Source organism: Burkholderia sp. 9120, from assembly GCF_000745015.1.
Lineage (GTDB): Bacteria > Pseudomonadota > Gammaproteobacteria > Burkholderiales > Burkholderiaceae > Paraburkholderia.
Genome location: NZ_JQNA01000002.1, coordinates 3343540 through 3368088 on the forward strand (window position 1 = coordinate 3343540; position 24549 = coordinate 3368088).

Consider the following 24549-nt stretch of genomic DNA (forward strand, 5'->3'; position numbering starts at 1 on the left):
CACCTGGCGCCGTGAGCCAGGTGCGTCACGTAGGCCATGTGTGCCACATATTTCAGTCTAGCGCTTCAACGCAGCCGGCCGGATCGACCACTGCGTCGGCGTGAACTGCGTCTGAAACCGCGACAGGAACGACTGCCCGAGCAAGCCGTCCACGCCATTTCCCAACGACGACGCCGCCGGGCCGTCCACGGTCAGTTCGACACGTTCAGCCTCGGCTCGCCCCACCTTGATCGACGACGCCGAGCTCAACAGCGCTTGCCGCTGCCCGTTCACCGTCGTCATCTGGATCGGGCGGGCGGTGTCAAGCGGCACCTGGGCGCGGCGCGCGAAGTTGCGCGTCAACAGCACATACGTTGCGCCGGTATCGACGATAAACGTGCCGCTCACCCCGTTCACGAGCGCCTTGACGAGAATCGTCGAGCCGGCCTTGCGTGCGAATGTGTCGTTGCCGGCAGCGTACGAAGACTGGCAGGACTGATGCGCCGCATACGCCGCGATCTGCTGGTTCACCTGCGGGAAGTTCGCATGACTCGGCTCGGAAGTCGTCCATATGCGGATCACGCTGATCGCTTCGCAATAGCGTCCGGCTTTTGCCTGCATGTCCGCGGCCCGCATGAACAGGTCGCCGTTGACTGTCGACAGATCAGGCACGAGCGCGATGGCCTGCATGTAGTCCGCGAGCGCTTTTTCATAGTCTTGCGCGCCTTCATGCGCGCGGCCGCGCGTGAAGTAGAACTGCGGATTGATGTTGTCGGTCCGCACAAGACGGTCGGCGATTGCGGCGGCGGCGCGGTAATCGCTCACGGCAATGAGGTCTTGCGCCGCGGCATCGAGAAAGCCGTCCGCGCGGCCACATTGGTCCACGAATTGGGTCAGTGCGTTGGCCGCTTCGCGCCGGTAGCCGGTGCTTTGGAGTTGTGCGCCCAACACGCCCATGGCGTCCTGATTGCACGATTCCCGCGCTAGCTGCGAGAGCGCACGCGACGTTTCCGGCGTGGTCAGATCGCTCGCCGCCACGGAGCCGAGGTGATAGTGATCGACGGCGGGTTTGATCTCGTCTGGAATGGAAGGGCCGCAACCGGCTATCAGCGCAGCCAGTCCGCTGACGCAGAGGCGCAGTGCGGCGCGGCTCGCAACGCTTCGCTTTAATCCCAAAGCTAAAACTGAATTCGATTCTACGGATGCGTGATCGGTGTTATTTATCATTCTGGGCAAACCGTGATTTTCCGCGACGGCGAATTGTAATCATGCGGCAGCGATTTAAGGAAGCGATCCAGCATGAACTGAAGGATAATTTCCACTCTAAATCCAGCACACGCGAAAACAATGAAACTCCATCGCATGCTTTGCTTTGGCCGTCATGAAGGAACCGGCAACGCGGCTATCGTGGTCGAGCATTCGGCTTTGGCGGAGGCCGAGCGCCTGGCGTTCGCCCGGGAACAGAACGCAGCGGCGACGGTGTTCGTCGAAACCAATGCGGCCGGCGAGACGCAACTGGACTATTTCTATCCGCACATGCGCAGCCCGCTTTGTCTGCATGCAACGCTCGCGGCCAGCGCGGTGTTCTTCGAGCGCAATCCGGCTATTCAGCGAACCCGGTTCGTGACCAGCCTGCGTAAGCAGGTACTTGATGTCACGCATCTCGACCCGAGCCTCTTCGTCGACGTGAATCCGCAGCGTTGCCCGCCGCTGAGTGTCGACGTCGCCGACGCGGCGCGCCTGCTTCAGACCGATCCGGCTAATCTGATCGGCTTGCCGAGGCTCGCGTCGGTGGGCAGCGCCAAGCTGTTGGTGGCAGTAAGCGATCAATCCGTGCTCGACGCATTGCAGCCCGATCTCCCGGCTATCGTCAGTTGGGGACGGGAGCAGGGCGTGTCGGGCTTATACGTGTATTGCCGTCTGCATGACGAGGTCTACGCGGGCCGCAATTTCAATCATCTCGAACCCCACGCGGAAGACGCGGCGACGGGTGTGGCGGCCGGTGCGCTGGCATCTTTACTCGAGCGAAACATCACCTTGCTGCAGGGCGACGCACGCGGCCAACCCTGTACGCTGCAGGCTCGCTACAGGAATGGCATGGTGCAGGTGGGCGGTCGGGCGGAGCGAAGCGGGGTTTGACGGACTAAAAGCCGCCCGCTCCGTTTTGATCAGACCAAAACGCGTTCGCTGATCGATGCCCACGCCCGCCAAGGTTCTCCAGAACGAGCCGCCAATCCCCACCATTGGTCGGATTCTCTGGATGATCTATCCAGGAAACGAGGCCTGATCTATCGACGTCAGGCGATTAGACTCGAACTCCCTACCAATCACAGATGGAGAACCCCATGGCTGACCATTCAATCAAAGGGAAGGTCGTTCTGATCGCCGGTGGCGCGAAAAATCTCGGCGGCCTGATCGCGCGGGATCTGGCCCGGCAAGGCGCCGCCGCGGTGGCGATTCACTACAACAGCGCGTCGAGCAAAGCCGCGGCCGATGAAACCGTGGCCGCCATCGAAGCAGCCGGCGCGCGAGCGGCCGCGTTTCAGGCCGATCTGACCCACGCGAGCGCCGTCGAAAAGCTATTCGCCGACACGATCGCGGCGGTGGGCAAACCCGACATCGCGATCAATACCGTCGGCAAAGTACTCAAGAAGCCTTTCGTGGAAATCACCGAGGCGGAATACGACGAGATGAGCGCGGTCAACGCGAAATCCGCGTTCTTCTTTCTGAAAGAGGCGGGCAAGAACGTCAACGATCATGGCAAGGTGGTGACGCTCGTCACGTCGTTGCTCGGAGCGTACACGCCATTTTATGCCGCCTACGAAGGCACCAAGGCGCCGGTCGAACATTTCACGCGGGCGGCGTCGAAGGAATTCGGGCAGCGCGGCATTTCGGTCAATGCGATTGGACCGGGTCCGATGGACACGCCGTTCTTCTATCCCGCCGAAGGCGAAGAGGCGGTGGCGTATCACAAGACCGCCGCGGCGCTGTCGTCGTTCTCCAAAACCGGTCTGACGGATATTGAAGACGTGATCCCGTTCATTCGTCACCTGGTTAGCGACGGATGGTGGATCACCGGTCAAACCATTCTGATCAACGGTGGCTACACCACGAAGTAAGCCCGGCATGCCGGCGCCGTGGCTGCTCTGGCTAGCCGCGGCGGTTCGCTGCGCCATTGAAGGAAGCACTGATGGATAAACTCGACCAGCTTCGTATCTTCGTCCAGGTCGCGGACATGGGGAGTTTCATCAAGGCCGCCAACGCGCTGGATCTGCCGCGCGCGTCGGTGTCGGCGGCGGTGCAGGAACTCGAATCGAGCCTCGCGACGCGGCTTCTCCATCGCACCACGCGGCGCGTGCAGCTCACCGCCGACGGCGTTCAATTGCTCGATCGCGTACGTCCCTTGCTGGGCGATGTGGAAGACATCTACTCACTGTTTCAGACGCGCCAGAAAGAAGTGTCCGGCCGCTTGAGCGTCGACGTTCCCAGCCGGATCGCCCGCCGTTTGATTGCCCCCGCGTTGCCCGGTTTCCTGCGACGTTATCCGCGTTTGCAATTGGGACTGGGATCGACCGATCGCGCAATCGACCTCGTTCATGAAGGCGTGGATTGCGTCGTTCGGGCGGGCAATCTCAACGACAGCAGTCTCGTGGTGCATCCGTTAGGCCATTTCGCCGTGATCAATTGCGCGAGCCCCGATTATCTCCGCGCGAAAGGCGCACCGGGCCTGCCGGACGAACTCGCGCAAGGGCATGAAATGGTGGGCTATGCGTCGCCGACCACCGCGCGGGAACAGCCTTGGGAATTCCTGGTTGAAGGCGAACTCCGTAGCGTTGCCGTGGCTTCGCAAGTCGTCGTTAACAATGCCGAAAGTTATATCGCCTGCTGTCTCGCGGGAGTCGGGCTGATTCAGATTCCGCGCTTCGATGTGCAGCACTTGCTGGATCGTGGCGAACTGGTTGAAGTGATGCCTGACTTTCGCGCGGCGGCCATGCCCGTTTCGTTGTTGTATCCGCACCGGCGTCAACGGTCGCGGCGGCTGAATGCATTTATCGAATGGTTCGAGGCGTTGATTCGGCCGCAGCTCGAAGCGCACACGTAGCGCGCCCGGAATCCGGGCGCGCTACGCTCGTGAAGCGTAATAAGGTAATTCGTTTTAATTTCATTTAATCTAGGATATTCACGCGTACTCGGCGACATGAATGCGGAGTGTTCAACTCATCCGGTAAAAGAACACGAAAAGACCGATAGCGATAATCGCCCAGACGGCCGTCTCCGCCATAAATGCGAATCTGCTTTTCTGGATTCTGCGCTTTCGCCATGAACCCATCGCTTCAAAAAAAACGCCTGCCAGCAGGAATGCGATCAGATTCACACCCACTTCGGTGCCGGTCAGCTTGCCGGCTTCGTGATGTTGAAGCGCCAGATTGATCAGTAGCAAGGGAATAGAAAACATCAAACTGCGTTTGAAAAATGCGGCGCTCATTACGTGATCCATTTTTATTTGTCACAATAATCGATTATAAATTATTAGTTCTGGCGGTCAAGAGGGCCGAATGAACGATCCTTTCAATGTCGCGTCGCTGTAGGCGAATTGTCGGGTGTAACTGAATGATGCATAACAGCTAAAGTTTCTCCTGGAATATGCCGAAAGCATGAATTAGGTATTCTGACTTTACGGATCATTCCTATGACGATTAAGTTGAAGCTTCGGCTGCTCATGCTGGTCACGCTGCTTGCCATCGGTTTCGGCACCGTGGTGACGTCGATCGGATTTAGTTCGGTCAGCAATGCGCAAGCTGCCTCGCATCGGCTGGAGAAACAGGCGCGGGGTCTCGCGGAGATCAAGGGCAGCGCGCTGTCCACCATCGAACTCGATCCAACTACCGACGACACCAAAAAAGTATTTACGGATGCCGAACGAAATGTCAGCAAGTGGTCAGGCGTCATCCTGCCGCTGTTCGAATCGCCCGAGCAACAGGATCGATTCAGCAAGGTGATCGCGGCGTGGACCTCGTACGATCAGAAGTCGCGTCAACTGATCGACCTGGCCGCTCACGATTCCAAGGCGGCGAACGACCAGGTGACCGCGCTCTATCACTCCGACTTCCAGCCGCTTCAGGCGTCGATCGAACAGATCATCGACGAGGCGAACAAGCAGGCCGAACAACGCGATGCGGCCGCTACCCTCACCAGCACGAATGCGGTCCGCACGGTGGTCGCGGTGATGGTGCTGGTACTGGCGCTGGTGGTCGGCTGGATCATGGTGCTGTCGCGTTCGATTCAGCGGGCGCTGCTCGGCATTCAGGGCACGCTGCAGCAGGCGAGCGAATCGCTCGATATGACGCTGCGCGCGCCGGTTCAAGGCAGGGATGAAATCGGCCAGACGGCGAGCGCATTCAACCAGTTGATGGACCGTATCAAAGGCGTCATGACGGAAGTGCGGGATTCGGTCGCGTCGGTCAGCACCGCGTCGAAGGAAATCGCTGCCGGCAATACCGATCTGTCCTCGCGCACGGAACAGCAGGCGGCCTCGTTGCAGGAAACCGCGGCGAGTATGGAAGAGTTGACCGGCACAGTGCGGCAGAACGCGGAGAACGCGCGTCAGGCGAGCGGTCTGGCCGCGAATGCTTCCAACATCGCGGGGCATGGCAGTCAGGTCGTCACGAACGTGGTCGGCACGATGACCGAGATCAGCCAGAGCTCGTCGAAGATCGCGGACATCATCGGCATCATCGACGGCATTGCGTTTCAGACCAATATTCTCGCGTTGAACGCCGCGGTCGAAGCGGCGCGCGCCGGCGAACAGGGCCGGGGTTTCGCGGTCGTGGCCGGTGAAGTGCGCACGCTGGCGCAGCGTTCGGCATCCGCCGCGAAGGAGATCAAGGACCTGATCCATGCGTCCACGACGCATGTGAGCGTGGGCACTGAACTGGTGGGGCAGGCTGGGGCGACCATGCGCGACATCATCGCCGCCGTGACGCGTGTGACCGACATCATGGGCGAGATTGCCGCGGCGTCGGATGAACAGAGCAAGGGTATCGACCAGGTCGGTCAGGCTGTGACGCAGATGGACGAGGTGACGCAGCAGAACGCGGCGCTCGTGGAGCAGGCGGCGGCCGCGGCGCAATCGCTGGACGATCAGGCGGCCAAGCTGCACTCGGCGGTGACGGTTTTCCGGTTATAGCGCGATCGAAGCAATACGCTGGTAGGTCAGCAATGTATAGGGAGTGGGTCCGTCCACGCGGGCTCTCTCGATGCAATCGAAGTCCGCCGCCGGAAGCTCTGGAAATAGCGTGTCGCCCGGTGGCGTCAGATCGATCTCGGTGAGATGGATCGTGTCCGCGTACGGCAAAAACAGGCGGTAGATCTTCTCGCCGCCTGCGATGAACACTTCGTCTCGCTTGTCGTTCGCGATGTGGTCGGCGGCTTCCTGAAAAGAACGGCAAGTCGTCACGTTTTCAGCGGCAACAACAGGTTGAGTGCCGATAACCAGTACATCGCGATTGGGAAGCGGCCGGCCAATCGATTCATACGTGAGGCGGCCCATCACGACGAGATGCCCTTCCGTGAGCTGGCGAAAGCGACGTTGCTCGCCGGGTACTTTCCACGGAATGTCGTTCGCCGCGCCGATTACGCGGTTGGTGGCCATGGCGGCCACCATGGAAATTCGTTTGCCGTTCAACATGGTTGTCTCGCTCGAATCAACGCTCTTTCACAGGCCGCGTCTCCCAGAACAACACCGCCTCGATCGCGACAAATGCAGCGAGCGGCACGACGGCCCCAATCGTCCCCGCGATCTCGTGCCCAAACCGGCTCACGACATAAAGCAGCACGATCATACTGATCGCCATGCCCGGCGCGCCGAGCCCGCGCAGCGCCGCGCTGCGATGATAGCCGAGCCAGAACGCGGCTCGTGCGACGATCCAGAGCACGGTTGTCGCCACGACCGCGCGCATGGACGAGCCGTCGGCAGAGTAGGCGGCCAGTCCGAACAACGCAGCGGCAAACACGACGATCTGCTCCAGCGTGTTTTGCAGGTATCGTTGATTGACACGTAACCGGCGCGTCTCGAAGCCTATTAGTGGATCGAACGCGGGCGACGTCAATCGCTCGTGCGCGACGGCCTCGATGCCCGTCACCAGGCAGAACAGTACGGCGGCGCAGCAGCATTTGAGCGTCAGCAGCATCCGTGCGCCGAGGCTGTCCATGCCAGGCAGTGGCGACACCCCTAGATCGATGCCGAGCCAGAGCCCCGAGGCAAACAGCGAGGCGACCGCGATGCCCGCCATGCCGACAAGGCGCTGCCGCCGAAAGTCGAGCGCGGGAGGGGCAGGGACGCTCATGGGTTTTCCTCCTGGCGATGGTTGCGGTGGCATCGGCATGGATATCGGCCGTGCCCGGCGCGTTGGTCTGTTGCGACGTAGTGTAATGCGCGGCTAACCGAAATCCCTTCGATAGAGAAAGACGGCTTGCGCGCCGTCAGGTGCGGCGACCGGCCAGGTTGCTATTCCCGACGATAGCGGGCAATGTACGCAGTCGACCAGCTAGTCCCTCTACTTCAGGCTTCTCAACAGAAGAAGCCGGCCAATCCGCGAGGTTCATGACATGGACGACCCTTCTGCCCACGGCAACGCTCGCGCCCAGATCCGGCCGCACGATGCGATTGCCGAATTCACGCGGGTTATCTGGCTCCTGCGCCACATTCTGGCCATGCTGCTGGCGCTGTTCTTCTTTCTGTCGATCGCCATGTACTACCTTGGCGGGACCGTCGGCGCGACGTCGAGAGCGCCGTCGTCGATCGGTGAGACCTTTTACTTTTGCGCGGTCACGGCGCTGACCATCGGCTACGGCGACGTCGTCCCGACCTCCGCGCTGGGGCGAATCATCGCCGTCCTGCTCGGACTGCTCGGCGTGTTGTTGACCGGCGTGGTGACCGCTTGCGCGGTTTACGCGATCCAGTTCGCCGCGCAACGGGCCGGCCTGCTACATCGCCAAACGCGAGCCGCGGATAGTGATCGCTAAGCCGCCATGAAAGTTAGCCGCTGTGTACGGCGCCGCTCCTGCCTCTGCAAAATTCCGACGTAAACAATACAAACCCGCCACAATAGCTGCCAAAATACGACCGCCGCTCAAGAACGGCAGCGCGATGCCGATACTGCGTGAAGCGTGTCCTCGGATCGAACGCGTTATTTAAGCCACCTTCCTTCGCACGATGGAGCCACTGTGATTCGACACGGCCTTGGTGGCCTGCTGCTGGCGCTGAGTTGTCTGAGTAGCGCTTTCGCCGCGGGTCCCGACTGTTCGCGTACCTTTACGCTCGCGTTACACGATCATGGCCTGCTCTATTCCGTGGACACGGACAGCGGGATCGACAAGGATTTCGCCGACGAACTGACGCGCCGCAGCGGCTGTCAGATCCGTGTCAGCCTCATGTCGCGGGCCAGAATCTGGAAGCTGATCGAATCCGGCGGCCTCGATTTCAGCCTGTCCGGCATTGCCAACGACGAGCGCAATCAGTACGCGGACTTCGCCTGGTACTTCAGCAACAAATACTATTTGCTGGTGCGCAAAGACGCCGGCATCCAGCGGCCGGCCGATTTCGAGCGCAACCGTCAATTCCAGCTCGGCGTGATCCGCAGCTTCCGCTATAGCCAATCGGCGAACCGGCTGGTCGACACGCTGGCCGCGCAAAACCGCGTCAGCCAGGCGGGCGGCCTGGATCCGCTGTATCAGGCGCTGATCCTCCGGCGCATTCAAGGCATGATCATCGAGCCTTTCGATTACCCTGCAATCGACGAAAAGAAAATCCGCGACGTGACCACTATCGTGGAGTTCGACGATCCCGCCGTGCCTCACGGCCTGATCATGTCGAAGCGGGCGTTGTCGCCGGTCGAGCGGGCCAAATGGCGCGCGCTGGTCGATGAAATGCGCGCGGACGGCACCGTGCGGCGCCTGTTCGAGAAGTATTTCAAACCCGACCTCGCCGATGCGATGGTCGATTTCCCGACGCCGCCGTGAGTTGGGCGCGGATCGCCGTTCTGCCGGTGCTGGTTCTGACGGCCGCGCTCAGCGTTACGTGGGTGCTGTGGGACCATGAGCGGCAAGCCGCGCGTCATGAACTGCTCACGCAGTTCGACTTCTCGCTGGGCGATGCCGTCAGCCGCATCGAACAGCGCATGGGCACGTATGAGCTGCTACTGCGCGGCGTGCAGAGCCTGTTCGCCGCCGGCGGCGAGATGGACCGCGAGCGCTTTCGCGACTACGTCGACACGCTCAATCTCGACGCCAACTTCTCCGGCATTCAGGCCATCGGTCTGGTTGCGTGGGTGCCGGCGTCACAAAAGAACGATCACATCGGCGCCATGCGCCGGCAAGGCCTGCGCGGCTACACCATTCTCCCCGAAGGCGCGCGCGACGATTACGCGCCCGTCATTCAGCGCTCGCCGTCGGTCGGCCTGAACCGCATGGAGCCCGGCTTCGATGCATGGGCCGACCCGGTGCGCCGGCGCGCCATGGAGCAGGCGCGCGATTCCGGTATGGCGACCGTCTCCGGCAAAGTCAGTCTGGTGGTGGACACCGAGACCAACGCGCGCCCCGGTTTCATCATGTATCTGCCGGTCTACGCGCGCGGGCAGTCGCAGGAAAGCGTCGCCCAGCGCCGCGCGCACCTGGTCGGCTGGGTCTACGCGTCGTTCCGCATGCACGACGTGATCGCCAGCCTGTATGGCGAGCAGCCGCCGGGGCTGTCGATCGCGATATACGACGGCGTCGAACCGTCGTCCGCAGCGCTGCTGCATAGAACGCCGGGGTCGGCCGGGCATCTGCCTACCGACATGTCGGCCAATGAATACCTGGTGGTCGGCGGCCATGACTGGACGCTGACAATGAGCGCTCAGGACGACTTCAAAGCCCGTTTCGGCCGCAACGCCGCGCTGCAGATCGCCGCCACCGGCACGGGCCTGAGCCTGCTGCTGGCGCTGCTCACCTGGCTCATGATGACCGGCCATGGCCGTGCGCTGCGGCTCGCTTCGTCGATGACCCGCGAACTGCGCGAGAGCGAAGCGAAGTTTCGCGCGATCGCCGATTGCACGGTCAACTGGGAAGTCTGGTGGGGCCCGGACAGCAAGCCGCGCTGGATCAATTCGTCCGTGGAAGAGTACATCGGCTATACCGTCAGCGAATGCATGGCGATGCCCGACTTTGCCGGCACGGTGATTCATCCGGCGGATATCGCGCGCGTCGTACCTGAAATTCAGAAGGGCCTGCGGGGCATTCGCGGCGACGACCTCGAATTTCGTTGCGTTCGCAAGGATGGCGCGTTGATCTGGCTGTCCGTTTCGTGGGTGCCGATCAGCGACTCCCGAGGCAATGGCATCGGCTTTCGCACCAGCGGCCGGGACATCACCGAACGCAAACACGCGGAGGCCGAACTTCGGATCGCGGCGGTGGCATTCGACTCGATGGAGCCGATGATGATCACCGACTTCGGCGCCAAGATCCTGCGCGTGAACACGGCCTTCACCGAGTGCACCGGCTACACGCCCGAAGAAATCGTCGGCAAAACGCCCCAAGTACTCCGCTCGGATCGTCACGACGTCGCGTTCTTCCGCACCATGTGGGAAACGATTCATCGTGCCGGCGGCTGGCAGGGCGAAATCTGGGACCGCCGCAAGAACGGCGAGGTGTACCCCAAATGGCTCACGATCTCCGCCGTGATGGGCGAGAACGGCATTGTCAGCCACTACGTTTGCACCCACCACGACATTACCGAACGCAAGATCGCGGAAGAGCGCATCAAGGAACTCGCGTTCTTCGACGCGCTGACCCGTTTGCCGAACCGCACCTTGTTGCTGGAGCGCCTGAAGCAGGCGATGACGGCGAGCGCCCGGAGCGACGCATGCGGCGCGCTGCTGTTCATCGATCTGGATCACTTCAAGACGTTGAACGATACGCTGGGTCACGACAAAGGCGACCTGCTGCTTCAACAGGTGGCGCAGCGTCTCGCTGTCAGCGTCCGCGAGACCGACACCGTGGCGCGGGTGGGGGGCGATGAGTTCGTGGTGGTGCTGGGTAATCTGCACGAAGACCGGCAGCAGGCGGCCGAACAGACCGAAGCGCTCGGCGAAACGATTCTCGCCGTGCTGGGCAGTCCGTATCAGCTCGGCGAGATCGAATACCGCAGCACCGCGAGCATTGGCGCGACCGTGTTCATCGGTCATCAGGCGTCGATCGACGAACTGCTGAAACAGGCCGATCTGGCCATGTACAAATCCAAGGAACGAGGCCGCAACGCCGTGCGGCTGTTCGATCCCGACATGCAGACGGTCGTCATGGAGCGGGCCGCGCTGGACGCGGGGTTGCGCACGGCGATCGAAGAGAACCAGTTCCTGCTGTATTACGAGGCGCAGATCGACGCCGACCGGATCACCGGTGTCGAAGCGCTGGTGCGCTGGCAGCATCCGCAGCGCGGCATCGTGATGCCGGCCGATTTCATTCCGGTCGCGGAAGAAACCGGCCTGATCCTCGCGTTGGGGAGCTGGGTCCTGGAGGCGGCCTGCGCGCAACTGGCGGCGTGGGCAACGCAAGCGGACATGGCGCATCTCACGATCGCGGTCAATGTCAGCGCCCAGCAGTTCCGCGAGCCGGACTTCGTGGACAAGGTCGTGGCGATCATCGCTAGAACCGGCGCGCGGCCCAACCGCCTGAAGCTGGAGTTGACGGAAAGCGTGCTGGTGGACAACGTGCAGGACATTATTCAGAAGATGGCGGCGCTCAAAGCGAGAGGCGTCGTGTTTTCGCTCGACGATTTCGGCATTGGCTATTCGTCGCTTTCGTACCTGAAGCGCTTGCCGCTGGACCAGTTGAAGATCGACCGCTCGTTCGTGCGGGACGTGCTGGTCGACCCCAACGACGCCGTGATCGCCCGGACCATCGTGGCGCTCGCGCACAGCCTCGGCCTGGGCGTGATCGCCGAGGGCGTGGAGACCGAGGCGCAACGCGACTTCCTCGCGGCGGCCGGATGTCACGCGTACCAGGGTTATTACTTTTGCCGCCCGCTGCCTGTCGAGGGCTTCGAAGCGCTATTGAGGCGGCGCGAAGCGCGTCCTTGCGTGGCCGAATAAACCTGATACCTGTCATTCAACACGGCTAGCCGGATTCGCGGATGAATGTAAAGCTCGCGATACGGACGCCGGTCGAGGTCGGCGCCCGTGCCTGATGGTGCGGATTCAGTCGCCGGTCCACACCGTGGTAGCTGTCATTTTCCTTTCGTCGAGAATGTGACGGGACGTAGTAACGTATGGGAGACTTGATCTCTTCCGCCCGGCCACATTGATTTTGAGGCATTTATGTCCAGGGACGTAGACACAATCACCGATGAGCGGGTCGCCGCGATCGCCGATCGCATGGTTGACGAAGACAAACGCGTCTCGCCCGTCGCCATCTGGAAAGAACTCGAAGGCGGTTCGCTGGTTGCGATCGTCGAGGCTTTGCAACGCTGGCGCGAAGCGCGTGTGCCCAGCACGCCCGACTTGCAGGTCCAAAGCGGCTTGCCGACCGGCGTGGCCGAAACGATCATGAGCGCCGCGGATCGTATCTGGAGCGCCTCGCAGGACGAAGCGGAGAAAGCGTTCAACCAGCGCCTCAGCGCGCTCAGCGAGCACCTCGATGCCGCGCTCTCCGAACGCGACGAGGCGTTCGCCGAGTATCAGAAGACCATCGAAGAAGTCGAAGCGGGCCGCGAGCGGCTCGCCGCACAAACACGTGCGCTGGCCGCGTCGGAAGACACGGCCTTGAGCCTCGGCGCGGAACTGGTGGCGGCAAGCCGTCGCGCGGAAGCGTGCGACGCGCGCATCGAGGAACTGGAGCAGCGCGCGCTGGCGGACAACGCCAGGCTCGAAACCGTCCATGCGACGCTCGACGCGGAACGTCTGGCGCGTGAAGAACTGGTGGCGGCCGCGGCAGACAAAGACGACGAGATAGCGCGGCTCACGCAGGAGCGCGATCACGCGCAGCAGCAGATCGTGACGTTGGGCGAGGCGTGTCAGGCGAAATCGGACGAAGCGGACCGATGGTCGCAGGACGCGGTTGCGGCAACCTCGCGCGCGCAAACCGCCGAGGCGCGCATCGAAGACCTGGAGCAGCGCGCATCGGTTGAAAACGCCGCGCTGGAAGCGACCAAAGCGACGCTAGACGACGAACGTCAGGCGCGCGAAGCGTTGATCGCGGTGGTGTCGGGCAAAGACGCCGAGATCGCTCGCGTCACGCAGGAACGCGACCATGCGCAGCAACAGGTCGCCACGTTGGACGACGCATGTCAGGCGAAGTCGCAAGAGGCGAGCCGCTGGTCGCAAAACGCGGCGGCGGCCACCTCGCGCGCGCAAGCCGCCGAGACGCGCATCGAGGAACTGGAGCAGCGCGTGTCGGCGGAAAGCGCCGCGCTGGAAGCCACCCGCACGACGCTTGAAGAAGAGCGTCACGCGCGTGAAGCGCTGATCGTGGTGGTCGCGGGTAAAGACGCAGAGATCGCGCGCGTCACGCAAGACCGCGATCGCGCGCAGCAGCAGGTCGCCACGTTGGACGAGGCGTTGCGGGCGAAGTCGGAAGAGGCGGACAAGTGGTCGCTGGACGCCGCCGCGGCGACGACGCGCACACACACCGCCGAGGCGCGTATCGAGGAACTGGAGCAACGTGCGTCGGTGGAAAGCGCCACGCTCGCGGCCACGAACGCGATGCTTGAAGAAGAGCGCCAGGCTCGCGCGGCATTGATCATGGTGGTGGCCGGCAAAGACGCGGAGATCGCACGCGTCACGCAGGACCGCGATCATGCGCTGCAGCAGGTCGCCACGTTAAATGACGCATGTCAGGCGAAGTCGGAAGAGGCGCAACGATGGTCGCAGGACGCGGCGTCGGCCACGTCGCGCGCGCACACCGCCGAGGCGCGAATTCAGGAACTGGAGCAGCGTGCGTCTGAAGAAATGGCAACGCTTGAGGCCACCAGGGTCACGCTCGAAGAACAACGCCAGGCGTATGACGTATTGAACGAACTGGTCGTAAGCAAAGACGCTGAGATAACGCGAGTCACGCAGGAACGCGATCACGCGCAGCAGCAGGCTGCCACGTTGAGCGACACCGGGCAGGCCAAGTCGCAAGAGGCGGAACGCGCCGCGCATGACGCGGCGACGGCCACGTCGCGCGCGCTAGCCGCCGAGGCACGCATCGAGGAACTGGAGCAGCGCGTGTCGGCGGAAAGCGCGGCGCTCGCCGCCACCCAAACCACGCTCGAAGCAGAACGCCAGGCGCACGAAGTACTGACCGAGCGTGTCGTCAGTAAAGAGGCCGAGATCGCGCGAGTCACGCAGGAACACGATCACGCGCAGCAGCAACTCGCCGCGCTGGACACCGCCCGTCAGGCGCAATCGGCGGAACTCGACGCGAGCCGCGAACACGTCGGCACGCTGACCGCGGCCGCTGAAGCCGCGAGTGCCGAGCTGACGCGACTGTCGCAGGAAGCCACCGCCGCGAAGGAACGCGCGGACGCCGCCGAACAGCATGCCGCCCAATTGCAGCAACGCATTGCGGAGCGGCCGCACGCCGCCGCCAAACACAATCGACGCCACCCGCAGCCTGGCGTCAAAGAGGACGAGACCGACAGCGCTGAGGAAATCGCCGCGCTGCAGCGTCAGGTGGCAGCGCAAGCCAAAGCGCACACCAAGGCCTTCGACGAGCTTCACGCGAATGCCGAACAATGGGTGGCGCATGCGAAGGATCTCAAGCAACGCCTCGGTCTCGCGAGCGAGCGGATCATCTTCATCGACGCGCGCAGCACCGGAGAAGTGGTGCTGGTTCGTCGGCTCGCGTCGGAACTGGAGCGCCTCAAGCCGGATCACGAGTTGATATCGCGCGACATGCAGCAAAAACTGATCGGCGCGACGATGGCGCAGCAACTGGCGCAGAAGGGCTATCGCTACGACGCGACCACGGCGGTCATGTCGAAGATCGAGCGCTGATCGATCTGCTTATGTGTCCGTCTTCCCTTGGTGAACCTTCCCGTTCGGCTCAAGACGAGCCGGTAGCGCAGCCGGATCCGTCGGCGAGATTCATCGACGCGCTGAACAAGGTGAAGCCGCTGCTCGACTTGCAGCCGCCGTTGCCGCCCAAGGAATTAGCCGAGGCGTTGCAACTCGCGGCCGTCAGTTCGCTTGGTCTGGGCGATCTCGCCGACGCCGAGGCTTACTGGCGTCGCGCTATCGAAACGAATCCTCGTTTCGCGGATGCGTACCTGAACCTCGCCACCTTGCTGAAGGGTCTCAACCGCCTGGCTGACGTGGAAGCGTTATTGCGGCAATTGCTCGACGTGTGCCCCGATCTCGCGGACGTTCACAACCAGCTCGGCTCACTCCTTCAGGACCAGGCGCGCATGGCCGAAGCGGAAGCGGCGTATCGGCAAGCGTCGCGCATTCTGCCTGATCGCCTCGAGTTTCATTACAACCTCGGCACTGTGTTGAGACCGCTAGGCCGCTGGAGCGAAGCCGCCGATGCCTATCGGCGCGCTATCGCACTGCGTCCCGATTTCGTCATGGGGTACAGCAACCTCGGCAACATCCTGAAGGAACTGGGCCGTCTGACGGATGCGGAGGCCGCCTACCGGCAGGCGCTTGCCGTTAGCGATGACTATCACATGGCGCGGTTCGCGCTGGCCACGCTGCTGCTGAGCATGGGGCGCTTCGACGAAGGCTGGCGGTTGCATGACGCGCGTCATGCGGACCCTGGGTCGATGCAACATAAGACGCAGAAGGTCGTCGGGCGTCCGCGCTGGCAAGGCGAATCGCTGGTGGGGAAAAAACTGCTGGTCTGGCAGGAGGGCGGACTCGGCGATGCGATTCATTTCGGCCGCTATCTGCCGCTGCTGAAGGCGCAAGGCGCGGCGCAGGTCGCGTTTGTCTGCGCTGCGTCGCTGCATCGGCTGTTCGCCACGGTGGAGGGCGTCGACGTGGTGTTGACGCACGAGGCGGGCTGGGCCGCGGCGTCGAGTTACGACTACTGGACGAGTCCGTTGAGTGTGCCGTTTTACCTGCGGACAACGACGGAAACGATGCCGCCGCCTCTTCGGCTGAACCTCGATCCCTCACTCGCCGACGTCTGGCGCGAGCGCCTCGCAACACTTCCCTCGGGCCGCAGAATCGGACTCGTCTGGAAAGGCAATGCGCTCCACCAGAACGACGCGAACCGCTCACTGTCGTCCCTCGCGATGCTCGCGCCGATTTGGCGTTTGCCTGGTGTGAGCTTCGTGAGTCTGCAAAAAGGCGACGGAGAGGACGAGGCGCAATCGCCGCCCGCCGAACAGCCGCTGCTGCATCTCGGTTCTGCAACGAAGGACATGGCGGATAGCGCCGCGATCGTCGCGCAACTCGATCTGGTGATCTGCGTGGATACGGCGATTGCGCATCTCGCGGCGTCGGTCGGTACGCGCTGCTGGGTGATGTTGCCGGAGCAGTCCGTCGACTGGCGCTGGATGCTCGAACGCGACGACTCGCCGTGGTATCCGGAGACGATCCGGCTGTTTCGTCAGCCTTTGGGTGGACGTTGGCCTGCGGTGATCGAACGGGTACGGCAGGCCTGTGTCGAGGTGTTTGAAGCGTAATTCAAGGGACGGCCCGAAAACTGTCCCAAGGCGGTTCGTCGCCAAACGCCTCGACCAGGCAATCGATAAACCGCCGCACCTTCGAAGGCACGTAACGCGCGGACGGATACACCGCGTGAATCGTCAGCTCGGGCGCTCTGAAACCCGGCAGCAGCACGACGAGATTGCCCGCCTTGATGTGCTCGCCGAATACGAAAGTGGGACCGTACGCAATGCCGATACCGGCGAGTGCGCCCGCCACCAGCATCTGCATGTTGTTGGCCTGCATTCGCAGCGGGCCGCCGATCACGTGATAGCGATCCTGCTCGTCCAGCAACGTCCATTCGCCCGCCGACACGGCCTCGCTGAACGCGAGACGCGGCGCACGAGCCAGATCGCCGGGCGTGTGCGGCACGCCTTCGCGCGCGAGAAAAGCCGGCGACGCGCAGATCACCATCCGGCAGGGCGCCAGCCGACGTGCGACGAGCTGCGAGTCCGGTAATCGGCCAATCCGGATCGCGACGTCGATGCCGTCGTTTTGCAGATCCACGTAGCGATCGTCGAGCGCAATGTCGATGTCGACGTGAGGGTGGTCGCTCAGATATCGCGTCACCACGTCCCCCATATGCATCGCGCCGAACGTGACCGGCGCGGCGACGCGCAGCATGCCGCTCGCGATCCGCTGCGCGTCGCTCGCCTCGCGGTTGGCGTCGTCGAACTCGTCGAGAATGCGCTTGCAGCGAGCGTAATACGCGCGGCCGGCGTCCGTCAGGCTCAGGCTGCGGGTACTGCGTTGTAACAGGCGCACCTTGAGTTCGGCTTCGAGCCCGCTCAAATGCTTGCCGGCCATCGACGCCGATAAGCCGAAGCGCCGGCCTGCCGCGACAAGGCTGCCTTCGTCGACCGCGGCGACGAACACCGCGATGCTGGCGAAACGATCCATGGCGACTCCAGTCGATAGTTTTACGATCGAATCATGATAATGCAACCGGGATTATCGCGAGACACGATTAAATCTACCATCGAACTCAATGCCTGACGACGGGCAGAGACAGGCTCAACGCGCAGGGAGTTTCAAATGAAAATCGACTCGAATGGTGTACGGATTCACGTGAGGGAACTGGGTTTCGACGACGGCGGCGACACGCCCGCTCTTGTGTTTCTGCATTACTGGGGCGGCTCGTCGCGCACGTGGCACGACGTGATCGCCGCGCTGCCGAACGTGTACCGAACGGTCGCGCCGGATCACCGCGGCTGGGGCGATTCGGACAAGCCGGCCGCCGGATACGCACTCGCCGATCTCGCCGACGACGCTCAGCGCGTGATCGAAGCGCTCGCGCTGCGGCGCTTCGTGCTGGTCGGGCATTCGATGGGCGGTAAGGTGGCGCAGTTGCTGGCGGCGCGCCGTCCGCAAGGTCTGGCCGGTCTCGTGCTGGTCGCGCCGTCGCCGCCGGTGCCGTTGCAATTGCCGGCCGAAGCGTTGGCGCAGATGGAAAGCGCTTATGCCACGCCGGCTTCGGTCGAAGCGTCCATTGACGGCATGTTGTGCGCGAAACCATTGAGCCCCGCGCATCGCCGGCAAGTGATCGAAGACAGCTTGCGTGGCGCGCCCGAAGCGAAGGCCGCGTGGCCGCGAGCCACGAGCCGTGAAGACATTACGCGTGAAGTCGCCTCGATCGATGTGCCGACCACGATCATTGCCGGCGAACTGGATCGCGTGGATAGCGTGGCGGTGCTGCAGCGGGAAGTGCTCGGCCGCATTCCGCACGCGGTGATGCATGTGCTGCCCGGTGTCGGGCATTTATCGCCGCTCGAAGCACCGGCTGAAGTCGCAGAGCGGATTCACGACTTCGTTCGGCGTCTCGCGCGCGTTGAGCACGACGCGTAACGGGTAGGCGGGAGTACCGGGGCGCTTTTTCGCCGGCCCCGGCTGCTCTTTTACTTCACGCCGTGTTTCGCCTGCCAACGTTGCATGAACGCGATTTCATCGTGCTGGGCCTTGATGATGTTGCGAGCCAGGCGCTTCAACTCCGGGTCCTTGCCGTATTTCAATTCCACTTGCGCCATTTCAACCGCGCCCTGATGGTGCGGAATCATATGCGCGACGAAATCCTTGTCGGTGTCGCCGGTGTAGGCGGGCGCGCTCATGCCTTGCATCATCTTGTCGTCGGCGGCCTTGAACGCTTGCGTCGAATCGCTCGAGCCGGCGCCTGTCGAAGCCGGCATTTTCATGCCCGGCATGCCGGGCATGGTGCCGCTTTGCTGCGCGTGAACCGGCGCGGCCGCGACGGCAAACGCCAGGCCGCTGAACAGACAGAGGGCGCGAAAGGCGCGAAGGTTTTTCATGGTGGATGTCCGTTAGGAAAAGGGTGTCCTGGTCGATGCGTTTATCGGCAGCGGTTCATTTCATTCAGGCTCTCGCCAACGGATGAAAACCCGCTGCCTCGATGACCTCGATGATCCGCTGCGACGATTGCGTCGACGTGACCTTGACGATTTTAACGGGGACGTCGACGTCGAGCTTCGCGGCGGGGTCGAGTTGGGTGACCGCGCGCTTGATCGCATTGGCGCATCCGCCGCACGTCATATCCGGGATTTCGAATTCCATTTGCTGCCTCCAATGAGTCGTTAATGAGTGGCCAGGACTCAAGCGTGGACCTTCCCACCGCAGTAAGGTCAAGCGTATTGGTTCATGTATTCGACTGATATTGGGCATCACTGTATCTCGTCGCGCGAGACGCGCTTCTGGCCTTACAGTCGCCTTAATCAGCGTGCTAGACTCCGTTCCCATGTCTTACTGGCGCAAACTCCTCATCGTCGTGCTGCTCGTGCTGAGCCTTCCGGTTCAGTCGTTCGCGGCCGTCTCCATGAAATGCGATTCCTCGTATTCCATCGGCGAGAGAGCGCCCGTGCGTCATGAGCCTGTTGCGAGCCAGCTTCAGCAGCTTCAACATCATGACCACGCCGCGATGATGGCCGCGCAAGCCAGTGATATGGGCCATAGCGTCCATCTTCCGCATCACGGCACCGTTGGCGGCGAGCATCACGCGCACGCGTGCTCGACCTGCGCCGCGTGCTGTTTCGGCGGCGCGTTGCCGAATACCGCGGCGGCGTCCCTGTCGGTCGAACCTATTCATTTCACCGTTCCCCTGCCTCCCGCTGTTCGTGTCGCGTCGTTTCTGACGGACGGCATCGAACGGCCTCCGCGGCTCTCACTCGTCTAGTTCTTTCGCAGCCTCGCGCTGCGTGGTTCCCATTCGCTCCGGCGGCCGGCTTCATGTCGGCGGCCGGGACGACATACGACGAGACAATTCATGCGAACGTTTATTGTGGCGCTGCTCGCCGCGACGGCAGGCTTGCCGTCGCTCGTGCACGCCCAAACCCCCTCTGTCATTCCCGACCCGGCGGATGCCGCCGCGTCGACACCCGCGCTCAGCGCGCCGTCCTTCTTCGCGGACTACGTGAGTTACCGCGAGCCGGACGCGCCGACCTGGCAGGCGCTCAATCGCGCGGTCACGAAACCGTCGTCCGGTGACGCCGGCATGCATCACGACATGATGCATTCCATGAGCGCCAGCGCCGGCGCAGGGCATGACATGCACGGTGCTTCCCACGAGGAGCCGATGAAATGAGTCGGCCCATGTTTCCCACTTCCCGTGTATTGGCCATTGCCGCGGCGGTTTTATTGCTCGCCGGCTGCACGACGTTTTCGAAAGACGGCGGATTCGCGACCGTTTCCAGCACAGCCTCGGAACGGCTCGGCAAAGAGGCCGCGTTAATCACCACGGATCAGGACCGCAGCGCGGTCGCCAAACGCACCGATGAACTGCTGGCCAAACCGCTCGACATGGACGACGCGGTCCAGATCGCGCTATTGAACAATCGCGGCCTGCAAGGCGCGTACAGCGAGCTAGGTATCGCCGAAGCCGATCTGGTTCAGGCAGGGCGGCTGCCGAATCCTGGCTTCACGTTTAACCGCACGCACGGCGGCAACGACCTGAGCATCAGCCGCACGTTCACGCTCGGCCTCATGAACGTGCTGACGATGCCGCTGGCCACGCGGATCGAAAGCCGTCGCTTCGAGCGGACCCGTTTGCTCGCGGCGGACGCGATGCTAAAAGTCGCGGCCGATGCGCGACGCGCGTACATCAACGCGGTGGCAGCGAAGCAATCCGCGGCCTACGCGGTGCAGGTGACGGACGCCGCGCAAGCGAGCGCCGAACTCGCGTTGCGGATGCAGCAAGCCGGTCATTTCAGCAAGCTGGAATACGCGCGCGAGCAGGCCTTCTACGCGGAAACCATGGCGCAAGGTGTGCGAGCGCAGCAGGTGTCGGTGGCGGGGCGAGAGAAGCTCACCCGCGTGATGGGCCTGTGGGGCTCGCAAGCGTCGCAATACGCGCTGCCCGAACGCTTACCCGATCTTCCTCGCGAGCGTGCCGGGTTGCCCGACCTGGAGCGCTTCGCCATGACCAACCGCCTCGACGTTCAGGCGGCGAAACTGCAAACGCAAAGCGTCGCGAGTTCACTGGGCTTAAGCCAGGCCACGCGCTTCATCAATGCGCTGGACGTCGGCTATCAGAACAATTTCACCACCTCCGACGGCCGCGAGCAGGGCTACGAAATCAGCGTCGAAATTCCGGTGTTCGATTGGGGCGGCGCGAAGGTGGCGCGCGCCGAGGCGATCTATCTGCAATCGGCGAACCGGCTTGGCGAGACGGCGATCGACGCGCGTTCCGAGGTCCGTGAAGCGTATTCCGCCTATATGAGCGACTACGAGCTCGCCAGGCACTACCGAGACGAAGTCGTGCCGCTCCGCAAAACCATTTCGGACGAACTGCTGCTTCGCTACAACGGCATGCTCGCGAGCGTGTTCGAACTGCTCGCCGATTCGCGCGAGCAGATCGGCGCGGTAAATAGCGCGATCGACGCGTTGAAAGATTACTGGCTCGCCGAAACCGATCTGGAACTAGCGCTTGGCGGCCGTTTGCCGCCTGCCGCGCTGGCCGCGACCCCTCTCTTACCGGCGACGCAAACCGCCTCATCCAATGAATCCAAAGGTCAATGACATGGTGACACGTCGACATTTTCTCGGCGGCTCGGGCGCCGCTTTGCTGGGCGCGGCACTGGTCAGCAAGGCTGGTGCGGCGTCGTTGCCCGAAGCGCCCACGATGGCCACCGCCACGATGCAGCCGCCGCTCGCGCCGGCCAATGGCCGGCCTTATACACCCGTCGCCACGCTAAACGGCTGGTCGTTACCGTGGCGCATGAAGAACGGCTGGAAAGAGTTTCATCTGATCGCCGAACCCGTGGTGCGGGAAATGGCGCCGGGCATGAGCGCGAATCTGTGGGGTTACAACGGGCAGGCGCCCGGCCCGACGATCGAGGCCGTGGAAGGCGACAAGGTACGCATCTTCGTGACGAACCGGCTGCCGGAACACACCACGGTTCACTGGCACGGCATGCTGTTGCCGTGCGGAATGGACGGCGTGGGCGGTCTTACGCAGCCGCATATTGCGCCGGGCAAGACCTTCGTTTACGAGTTCCAGTTGGAGAAACACGGCACCTTCATGTATCACCCGCACGCGGACGAAATGGTGCAGATGGCGATGGGCATGATGGGCACGTTCATCGTCCATCCGAAAGACCCGGGCGTGATGCGGGTGGATCGCGACTTCGTGTTCATCATGTCCGCGTACGACATCGATCCGGGCAGTTTCACGCCGCGCGTCAACGAGATGACCGACTTCAATCTGTGGACGTGGAATGCGCGCGTGTTTCCGGGCATCGACGCGTTGCCGGTGCGCGCCGGCGACCGGGTGCGGATTCGCGTCGGCAATCTGACCATGACCAATCATCCGGTTCATCTGCACGGCTATCACTTCGAAGTGGTGGGCACGGACGGCGGCTGGATTCCGCCGTCCGCGCGTTGGCCCGAGGTGACCGCGGACGTCGCGGTCGGGCAGATGCGCGCGATCGAGTTCACCGCGAACCGCCCCGGCGATTGGGCGTTTCATTGCCACAAGTCGCATCACACGATGAACGCGATGGGACACCAGGTGCCGAACCTGATCGGCGTGCCGCAGAAGGACCTCGCGCAGCGCATCAACAAACTGGTTCCCGGCTACATGGCGATGGGCGGCACGGGTGGCGCGATGGGCGGCATGGAGATGCCGCTGCCCGACAACACGCTGCCGATGATGACCGGCACCGGCCCGTTCGGCGCGCTGGAAATGGGCGGCATGTTTAGCGTCGTCAAAGTGCGCGAGGGACTCGGGCGCGACGACTATCGCGATCCAGGCTGGTTCAGGCATCCGAAGGGGACGGTGGCCTATGAGTACACCGGCGAGTTGCCGGAGGGTTGAGGTTAGGCGTCGCTTCCTGTCGATCGGCAACCTGTGATTCCAGGCCGCTGCCAAGCCCGGCTTTCACAGGTTTTTTACACCGCCGACCACGATCGTTGCCCGCTTTTTACGGCCTCTTGCGTATCGTCTGGGGTTGGCGGTTCGCCGCAACTACGATGAAATTCGCTGGAGGCTGTATGGCATTCAAACAAACGAAGGGCAACGTGACTGTCGAGGCTTGCGTGTTTCCCGCGCCGGGGCAGATGTTCAAAGGCGCGCTACGCGTGACGACCCGACGCGGCGACAAGGAGATTCAGCAAGTCATCGGGCGCGGTTGCGGCCGGCCGATGCGTAGCGCCGCCCAAGCGCTCGAACTGGCCGAAGTCGAAGCGCGCCGGATGCTTGGAGTCTGACATGGCCGCGACACCGTCAAAACAGGCCATGATGTTCCGCGGACTGTGCAAGGTCGTGGCGATTGCTTTCGTCACCAACCAGGTGCTCACGACCATTTTCACGTATGTCGCGCAGCAACTCGATTCGGCGCTGCCTCATGACGCGATCTGGCTGTTTAGCTGTGTGACCTGCGGCCTGCTGACGCTCTGGCTACAGTCCGACGCGCGCCGCGCGTTCGGCTTCGCTCGCGAGAAGGGCTTCGTCAAGAAGACCGGCGACGGCAAGCAGGTATTGCGGATCGCGGAGGATTGTCCGAAACGCTGGCTGGTGATTCTGCATATCGAGTTGAATCCCGCCGCGATCCAGGTTTAACCCGAACTTGAATGCCGGCCGTGAGCCGGCTTGAATCGCGCATTGCAAGATCCCCGTTAAAACCCGCCGATACTTTTACGCGCTTTTAACGCGGCATTGGATAAGCTCAAAGTATCGAATAGCGGCTACGGGTGCCCCATGATACGAATGTTGATCCCTGTCCTCGACAATGGCGGCGCGGTCGAAGCCGCACGTTACGCGGCCTTCCTGTTTCTGGAGCGCGGCGTCACCGAGGTGGAGTTGCTGGAAGTGCTCGAACCCATCGATCAGGGGAGAGCTGCGGCGTTCCACTCTCGCAGCTCACTCGTGCGGGACGAAAAACGCGCCATGCTGAAGGCGTTAATCGACGTCCGCACGATCCTCGAAGAAGCCGGCGTGCCGTATCACTGGAAACGGGTATTCGGTCACCGCACCAAAGCCATCGCCGATTACGCGGCGCTGACGCAACCCGACGTCATGGTGATCGACGCCAGCCATATGAGCTTTTTCCGCAGAATGGTCACGCTGGCTTCGCTGGCGCGCCGCACGGTCACGCCCGTGACGATGGTGCATTAACTACGTAGTCGGCGCTGCTTCGTTCAACGCGTATTTCGACGAATCGCAGCAGCGTCCCCCCGCTTTATTGCCCTGCAATTGCAGGCGCGTCGCTTTCTACTCCGTACATTCCCTCGTTTTAACACTGCTTCAACCTTCCGTCACTTTGCTTGACATTGCTTGACTGTCCCCGCTCATCGTTCTCCTGATAATGAGCCCCGGCGCGGTCGGTTGAGCGCAACGCCATCGCTGAACCCGCCACACAGGCAGTCTTTCAAATACGACGTATTACTTATCATCAACGGG

The 24549-nt window shown here is 62.6% G+C and carries 24 protein-coding genes; 17 read left to right on the forward strand and 7 right to left on the reverse strand.

Translation table 11 applies throughout. The annotated features are described in order from the left end of the window. Nucleotides 1–57: 57 nt before the first annotated feature. Nucleotides 58–1155 carry a retroviral-like aspartic protease family protein gene (locus FA94_RS23200; protein WP_035555623.1) on the reverse strand — a complete coding sequence of 366 codons (1098 nt, stop codon included), beginning with the start codon at nucleotides 1153–1155 and terminating at the stop codon, nucleotides 58–60. Between the two features lie 171 nt (nucleotides 1156–1326). On the opposite strand from FA94_RS23200, the gene FA94_RS23205 reads away from it, so the two are divergent. The 3 genes from FA94_RS23205 (at nucleotide 1327) to FA94_RS23215 (ending at nucleotide 4081) form a co-directional block, all read left to right on the forward strand. After that, on the forward strand, nucleotides 1327–2118 hold the full coding sequence (locus FA94_RS23205; protein WP_035555626.1) for a PhzF family phenazine biosynthesis protein: 792 nt from the start codon (nucleotides 1327–1329) through the stop codon (nucleotides 2116–2118). A gap of 206 nt (nucleotides 2119–2324) precedes the next feature. Then, entirely contained in the window at nucleotides 2325–3098 is a 774-nt protein-coding gene (locus tag FA94_RS23210) for an SDR family oxidoreductase (protein ID WP_035555628.1), read from the forward strand. A 71-nt stretch (nucleotides 3099–3169) separates the two neighbouring features. Next, complete coding sequence (locus FA94_RS23215; RefSeq protein ID WP_035555631.1) at nucleotides 3170–4081, forward strand: LysR family transcriptional regulator; 912 nt, start codon at nucleotides 3170–3172, stop codon at nucleotides 4079–4081. A 111-nt stretch (nucleotides 4082–4192) separates the two neighbouring features. Here the strand turns inward: FA94_RS23215 and FA94_RS23220 are convergent, their stop codons facing one another. After that, a complete protein-coding gene (locus FA94_RS23220; RefSeq protein ID WP_035555634.1) occupies nucleotides 4193–4465 on the reverse strand; it encodes a hypothetical protein in 273 nt (90 codons plus the stop codon). Between the two features lie 204 nt (nucleotides 4466–4669). Between FA94_RS23220 and FA94_RS23225 the strand changes: the two genes are divergently transcribed. After that, nucleotides 4670–6166 (forward strand): methyl-accepting chemotaxis protein, encoded by a 1497-nt coding sequence (locus FA94_RS23225; protein WP_035555637.1) that lies wholly within the window; start codon nucleotides 4670–4672, stop codon nucleotides 6164–6166. Here the strand turns inward: FA94_RS23225 and FA94_RS23230 are convergent. Then, a complete protein-coding gene (locus FA94_RS23230; RefSeq protein WP_035555639.1) occupies nucleotides 6161–6667 on the reverse strand; it encodes a dihydrofolate reductase in 507 nt (168 codons plus the stop codon). The two genes, FA94_RS23225 and FA94_RS23230, sit on opposite strands and share 6 nt — an antisense overlap. 16 nt (nucleotides 6668–6683) lie before the next feature. Next, a complete protein-coding gene (locus tag FA94_RS23235; protein WP_197070237.1) occupies nucleotides 6684–7325 on the reverse strand; it encodes an MAPEG family protein in 642 nt (213 codons plus the stop codon). Between the two features lie 262 nt (nucleotides 7326–7587). On the opposite strand from FA94_RS23235, the gene FA94_RS23240 reads away from it, so the two are divergent. From FA94_RS23240 to FA94_RS23260, 5 genes are all read left to right on the forward strand, one after another. Further along, a complete protein-coding gene (locus FA94_RS23240; RefSeq protein WP_051980677.1) occupies nucleotides 7588–8004 on the forward strand; it encodes a potassium channel family protein in 417 nt (138 codons plus the stop codon). 201 nt (nucleotides 8005–8205) lie between these two features. After that, on the forward strand, nucleotides 8206–9000 hold the full coding sequence (locus FA94_RS23245) for a substrate-binding periplasmic protein (RefSeq protein WP_035555644.1): 795 nt from the start codon (nucleotides 8206–8208) through the stop codon (nucleotides 8998–9000). Next, complete coding sequence (locus FA94_RS23250; protein WP_035555647.1) at nucleotides 8997–12104, forward strand: bifunctional diguanylate cyclase/phosphodiesterase; 3108 nt, start codon at nucleotides 8997–8999, stop codon at nucleotides 12102–12104. The genes FA94_RS23245 and FA94_RS23250 overlap by 4 nt, the downstream gene beginning before the upstream one ends. Before the next feature lie 225 nt (nucleotides 12105–12329). Further along, nucleotides 12330–14990: a DNA-binding protein gene (locus tag FA94_RS23255; protein ID WP_035555650.1), complete on the forward strand. Its 2661-nt coding sequence runs from the start codon at nucleotides 12330–12332 to the stop codon at nucleotides 14988–14990. Nucleotides 14991–15001: 11 nt separating this feature from the next. Further along, nucleotides 15002–16624, forward strand: a complete 1623-nt coding sequence (locus FA94_RS23260; protein WP_051980678.1) for a tetratricopeptide repeat-containing glycosyltransferase family protein — start codon at nucleotides 15002–15004, stop codon at nucleotides 16622–16624. Between the two features lies 1 nt (nucleotide 16625). Here FA94_RS23260 and FA94_RS23265 read toward each other — a convergent pair whose 3' ends face one another. Beyond that, complete coding sequence (locus FA94_RS23265; RefSeq protein WP_035555654.1) at nucleotides 16626–17546, reverse strand: LysR family transcriptional regulator; 921 nt, start codon at nucleotides 17544–17546, stop codon at nucleotides 16626–16628. A gap of 135 nt (nucleotides 17547–17681) precedes the next feature. Between FA94_RS23265 and FA94_RS23270 the strand changes: the two genes are divergently transcribed. Next, entirely contained in the window at nucleotides 17682–18491 is an 810-nt protein-coding gene (locus FA94_RS23270) for an alpha/beta fold hydrolase (protein WP_035555658.1), read from the forward strand. Between the two features lie 50 nt (nucleotides 18492–18541). Here the strand turns inward: FA94_RS23270 and copM are convergent, their stop codons facing one another. Next, nucleotides 18542–18949, reverse strand: a complete 408-nt coding sequence (gene copM / locus FA94_RS23275; protein WP_035555661.1) for a CopM family metallochaperone — start codon at nucleotides 18947–18949, stop codon at nucleotides 18542–18544. 64 nt (nucleotides 18950–19013) lie between these two features. Further along, nucleotides 19014–19211 (reverse strand): heavy-metal-associated domain-containing protein, encoded by a 198-nt coding sequence (locus FA94_RS23280; RefSeq protein WP_035555664.1) that lies wholly within the window; start codon nucleotides 19209–19211, stop codon nucleotides 19014–19016. Between the two features lie 211 nt (nucleotides 19212–19422). Between FA94_RS23280 and FA94_RS23285 the strand changes: the two genes are divergently transcribed. From FA94_RS23285 to FA94_RS23315, 7 genes are all read left to right on the forward strand, one after another. Continuing rightward, nucleotides 19423–19827, forward strand: a complete 405-nt coding sequence (locus tag FA94_RS23285; protein ID WP_353611444.1) for a hypothetical protein — start codon at nucleotides 19423–19425, stop codon at nucleotides 19825–19827. 90 nt (nucleotides 19828–19917) lie between these two features. Next, on the forward strand, nucleotides 19918–20235 hold the full coding sequence (locus tag FA94_RS23290; RefSeq protein WP_035555670.1) for a hypothetical protein: 318 nt from the start codon (nucleotides 19918–19920) through the stop codon (nucleotides 20233–20235). An 8-nt stretch (nucleotides 20236–20243) separates the two neighbouring features. Beyond that, the gene (locus tag FA94_RS23295; RefSeq protein WP_408304228.1) at nucleotides 20244–21668 is read left to right on the forward strand and encodes a TolC family protein; all 1425 of its coding nucleotides are present in this window, start codon (nucleotides 20244–20246) and stop codon (nucleotides 21666–21668) included. A gap of 1 nt (nucleotide 21669) precedes the next feature. Further along, a complete protein-coding gene (locus FA94_RS23300; protein WP_035555680.1) occupies nucleotides 21670–22965 on the forward strand; it encodes a multicopper oxidase family protein in 1296 nt (431 codons plus the stop codon). Nucleotides 22966–23141: 176 nt separating this feature from the next. Continuing rightward, entirely contained in the window at nucleotides 23142–23357 is a 216-nt protein-coding gene (locus tag FA94_RS23305) for a hypothetical protein (protein ID WP_035555684.1), read from the forward strand. A 1-nt stretch (nucleotide 23358) separates the two neighbouring features. Beyond that, nucleotides 23359–23709 carry a hypothetical protein gene (locus tag FA94_RS23310; RefSeq protein WP_231585012.1) on the forward strand — a complete coding sequence of 117 codons (351 nt, stop codon included), beginning with the start codon at nucleotides 23359–23361 and terminating at the stop codon, nucleotides 23707–23709. 147 nt (nucleotides 23710–23856) lie between these two features. Continuing rightward, nucleotides 23857–24264, forward strand: coding sequence for a universal stress protein (locus FA94_RS23315; protein WP_408304231.1), 408 nt, complete (start codon nucleotides 23857–23859; stop codon nucleotides 24262–24264). Nucleotides 24265–24549 lie beyond the last annotated feature (285 nt).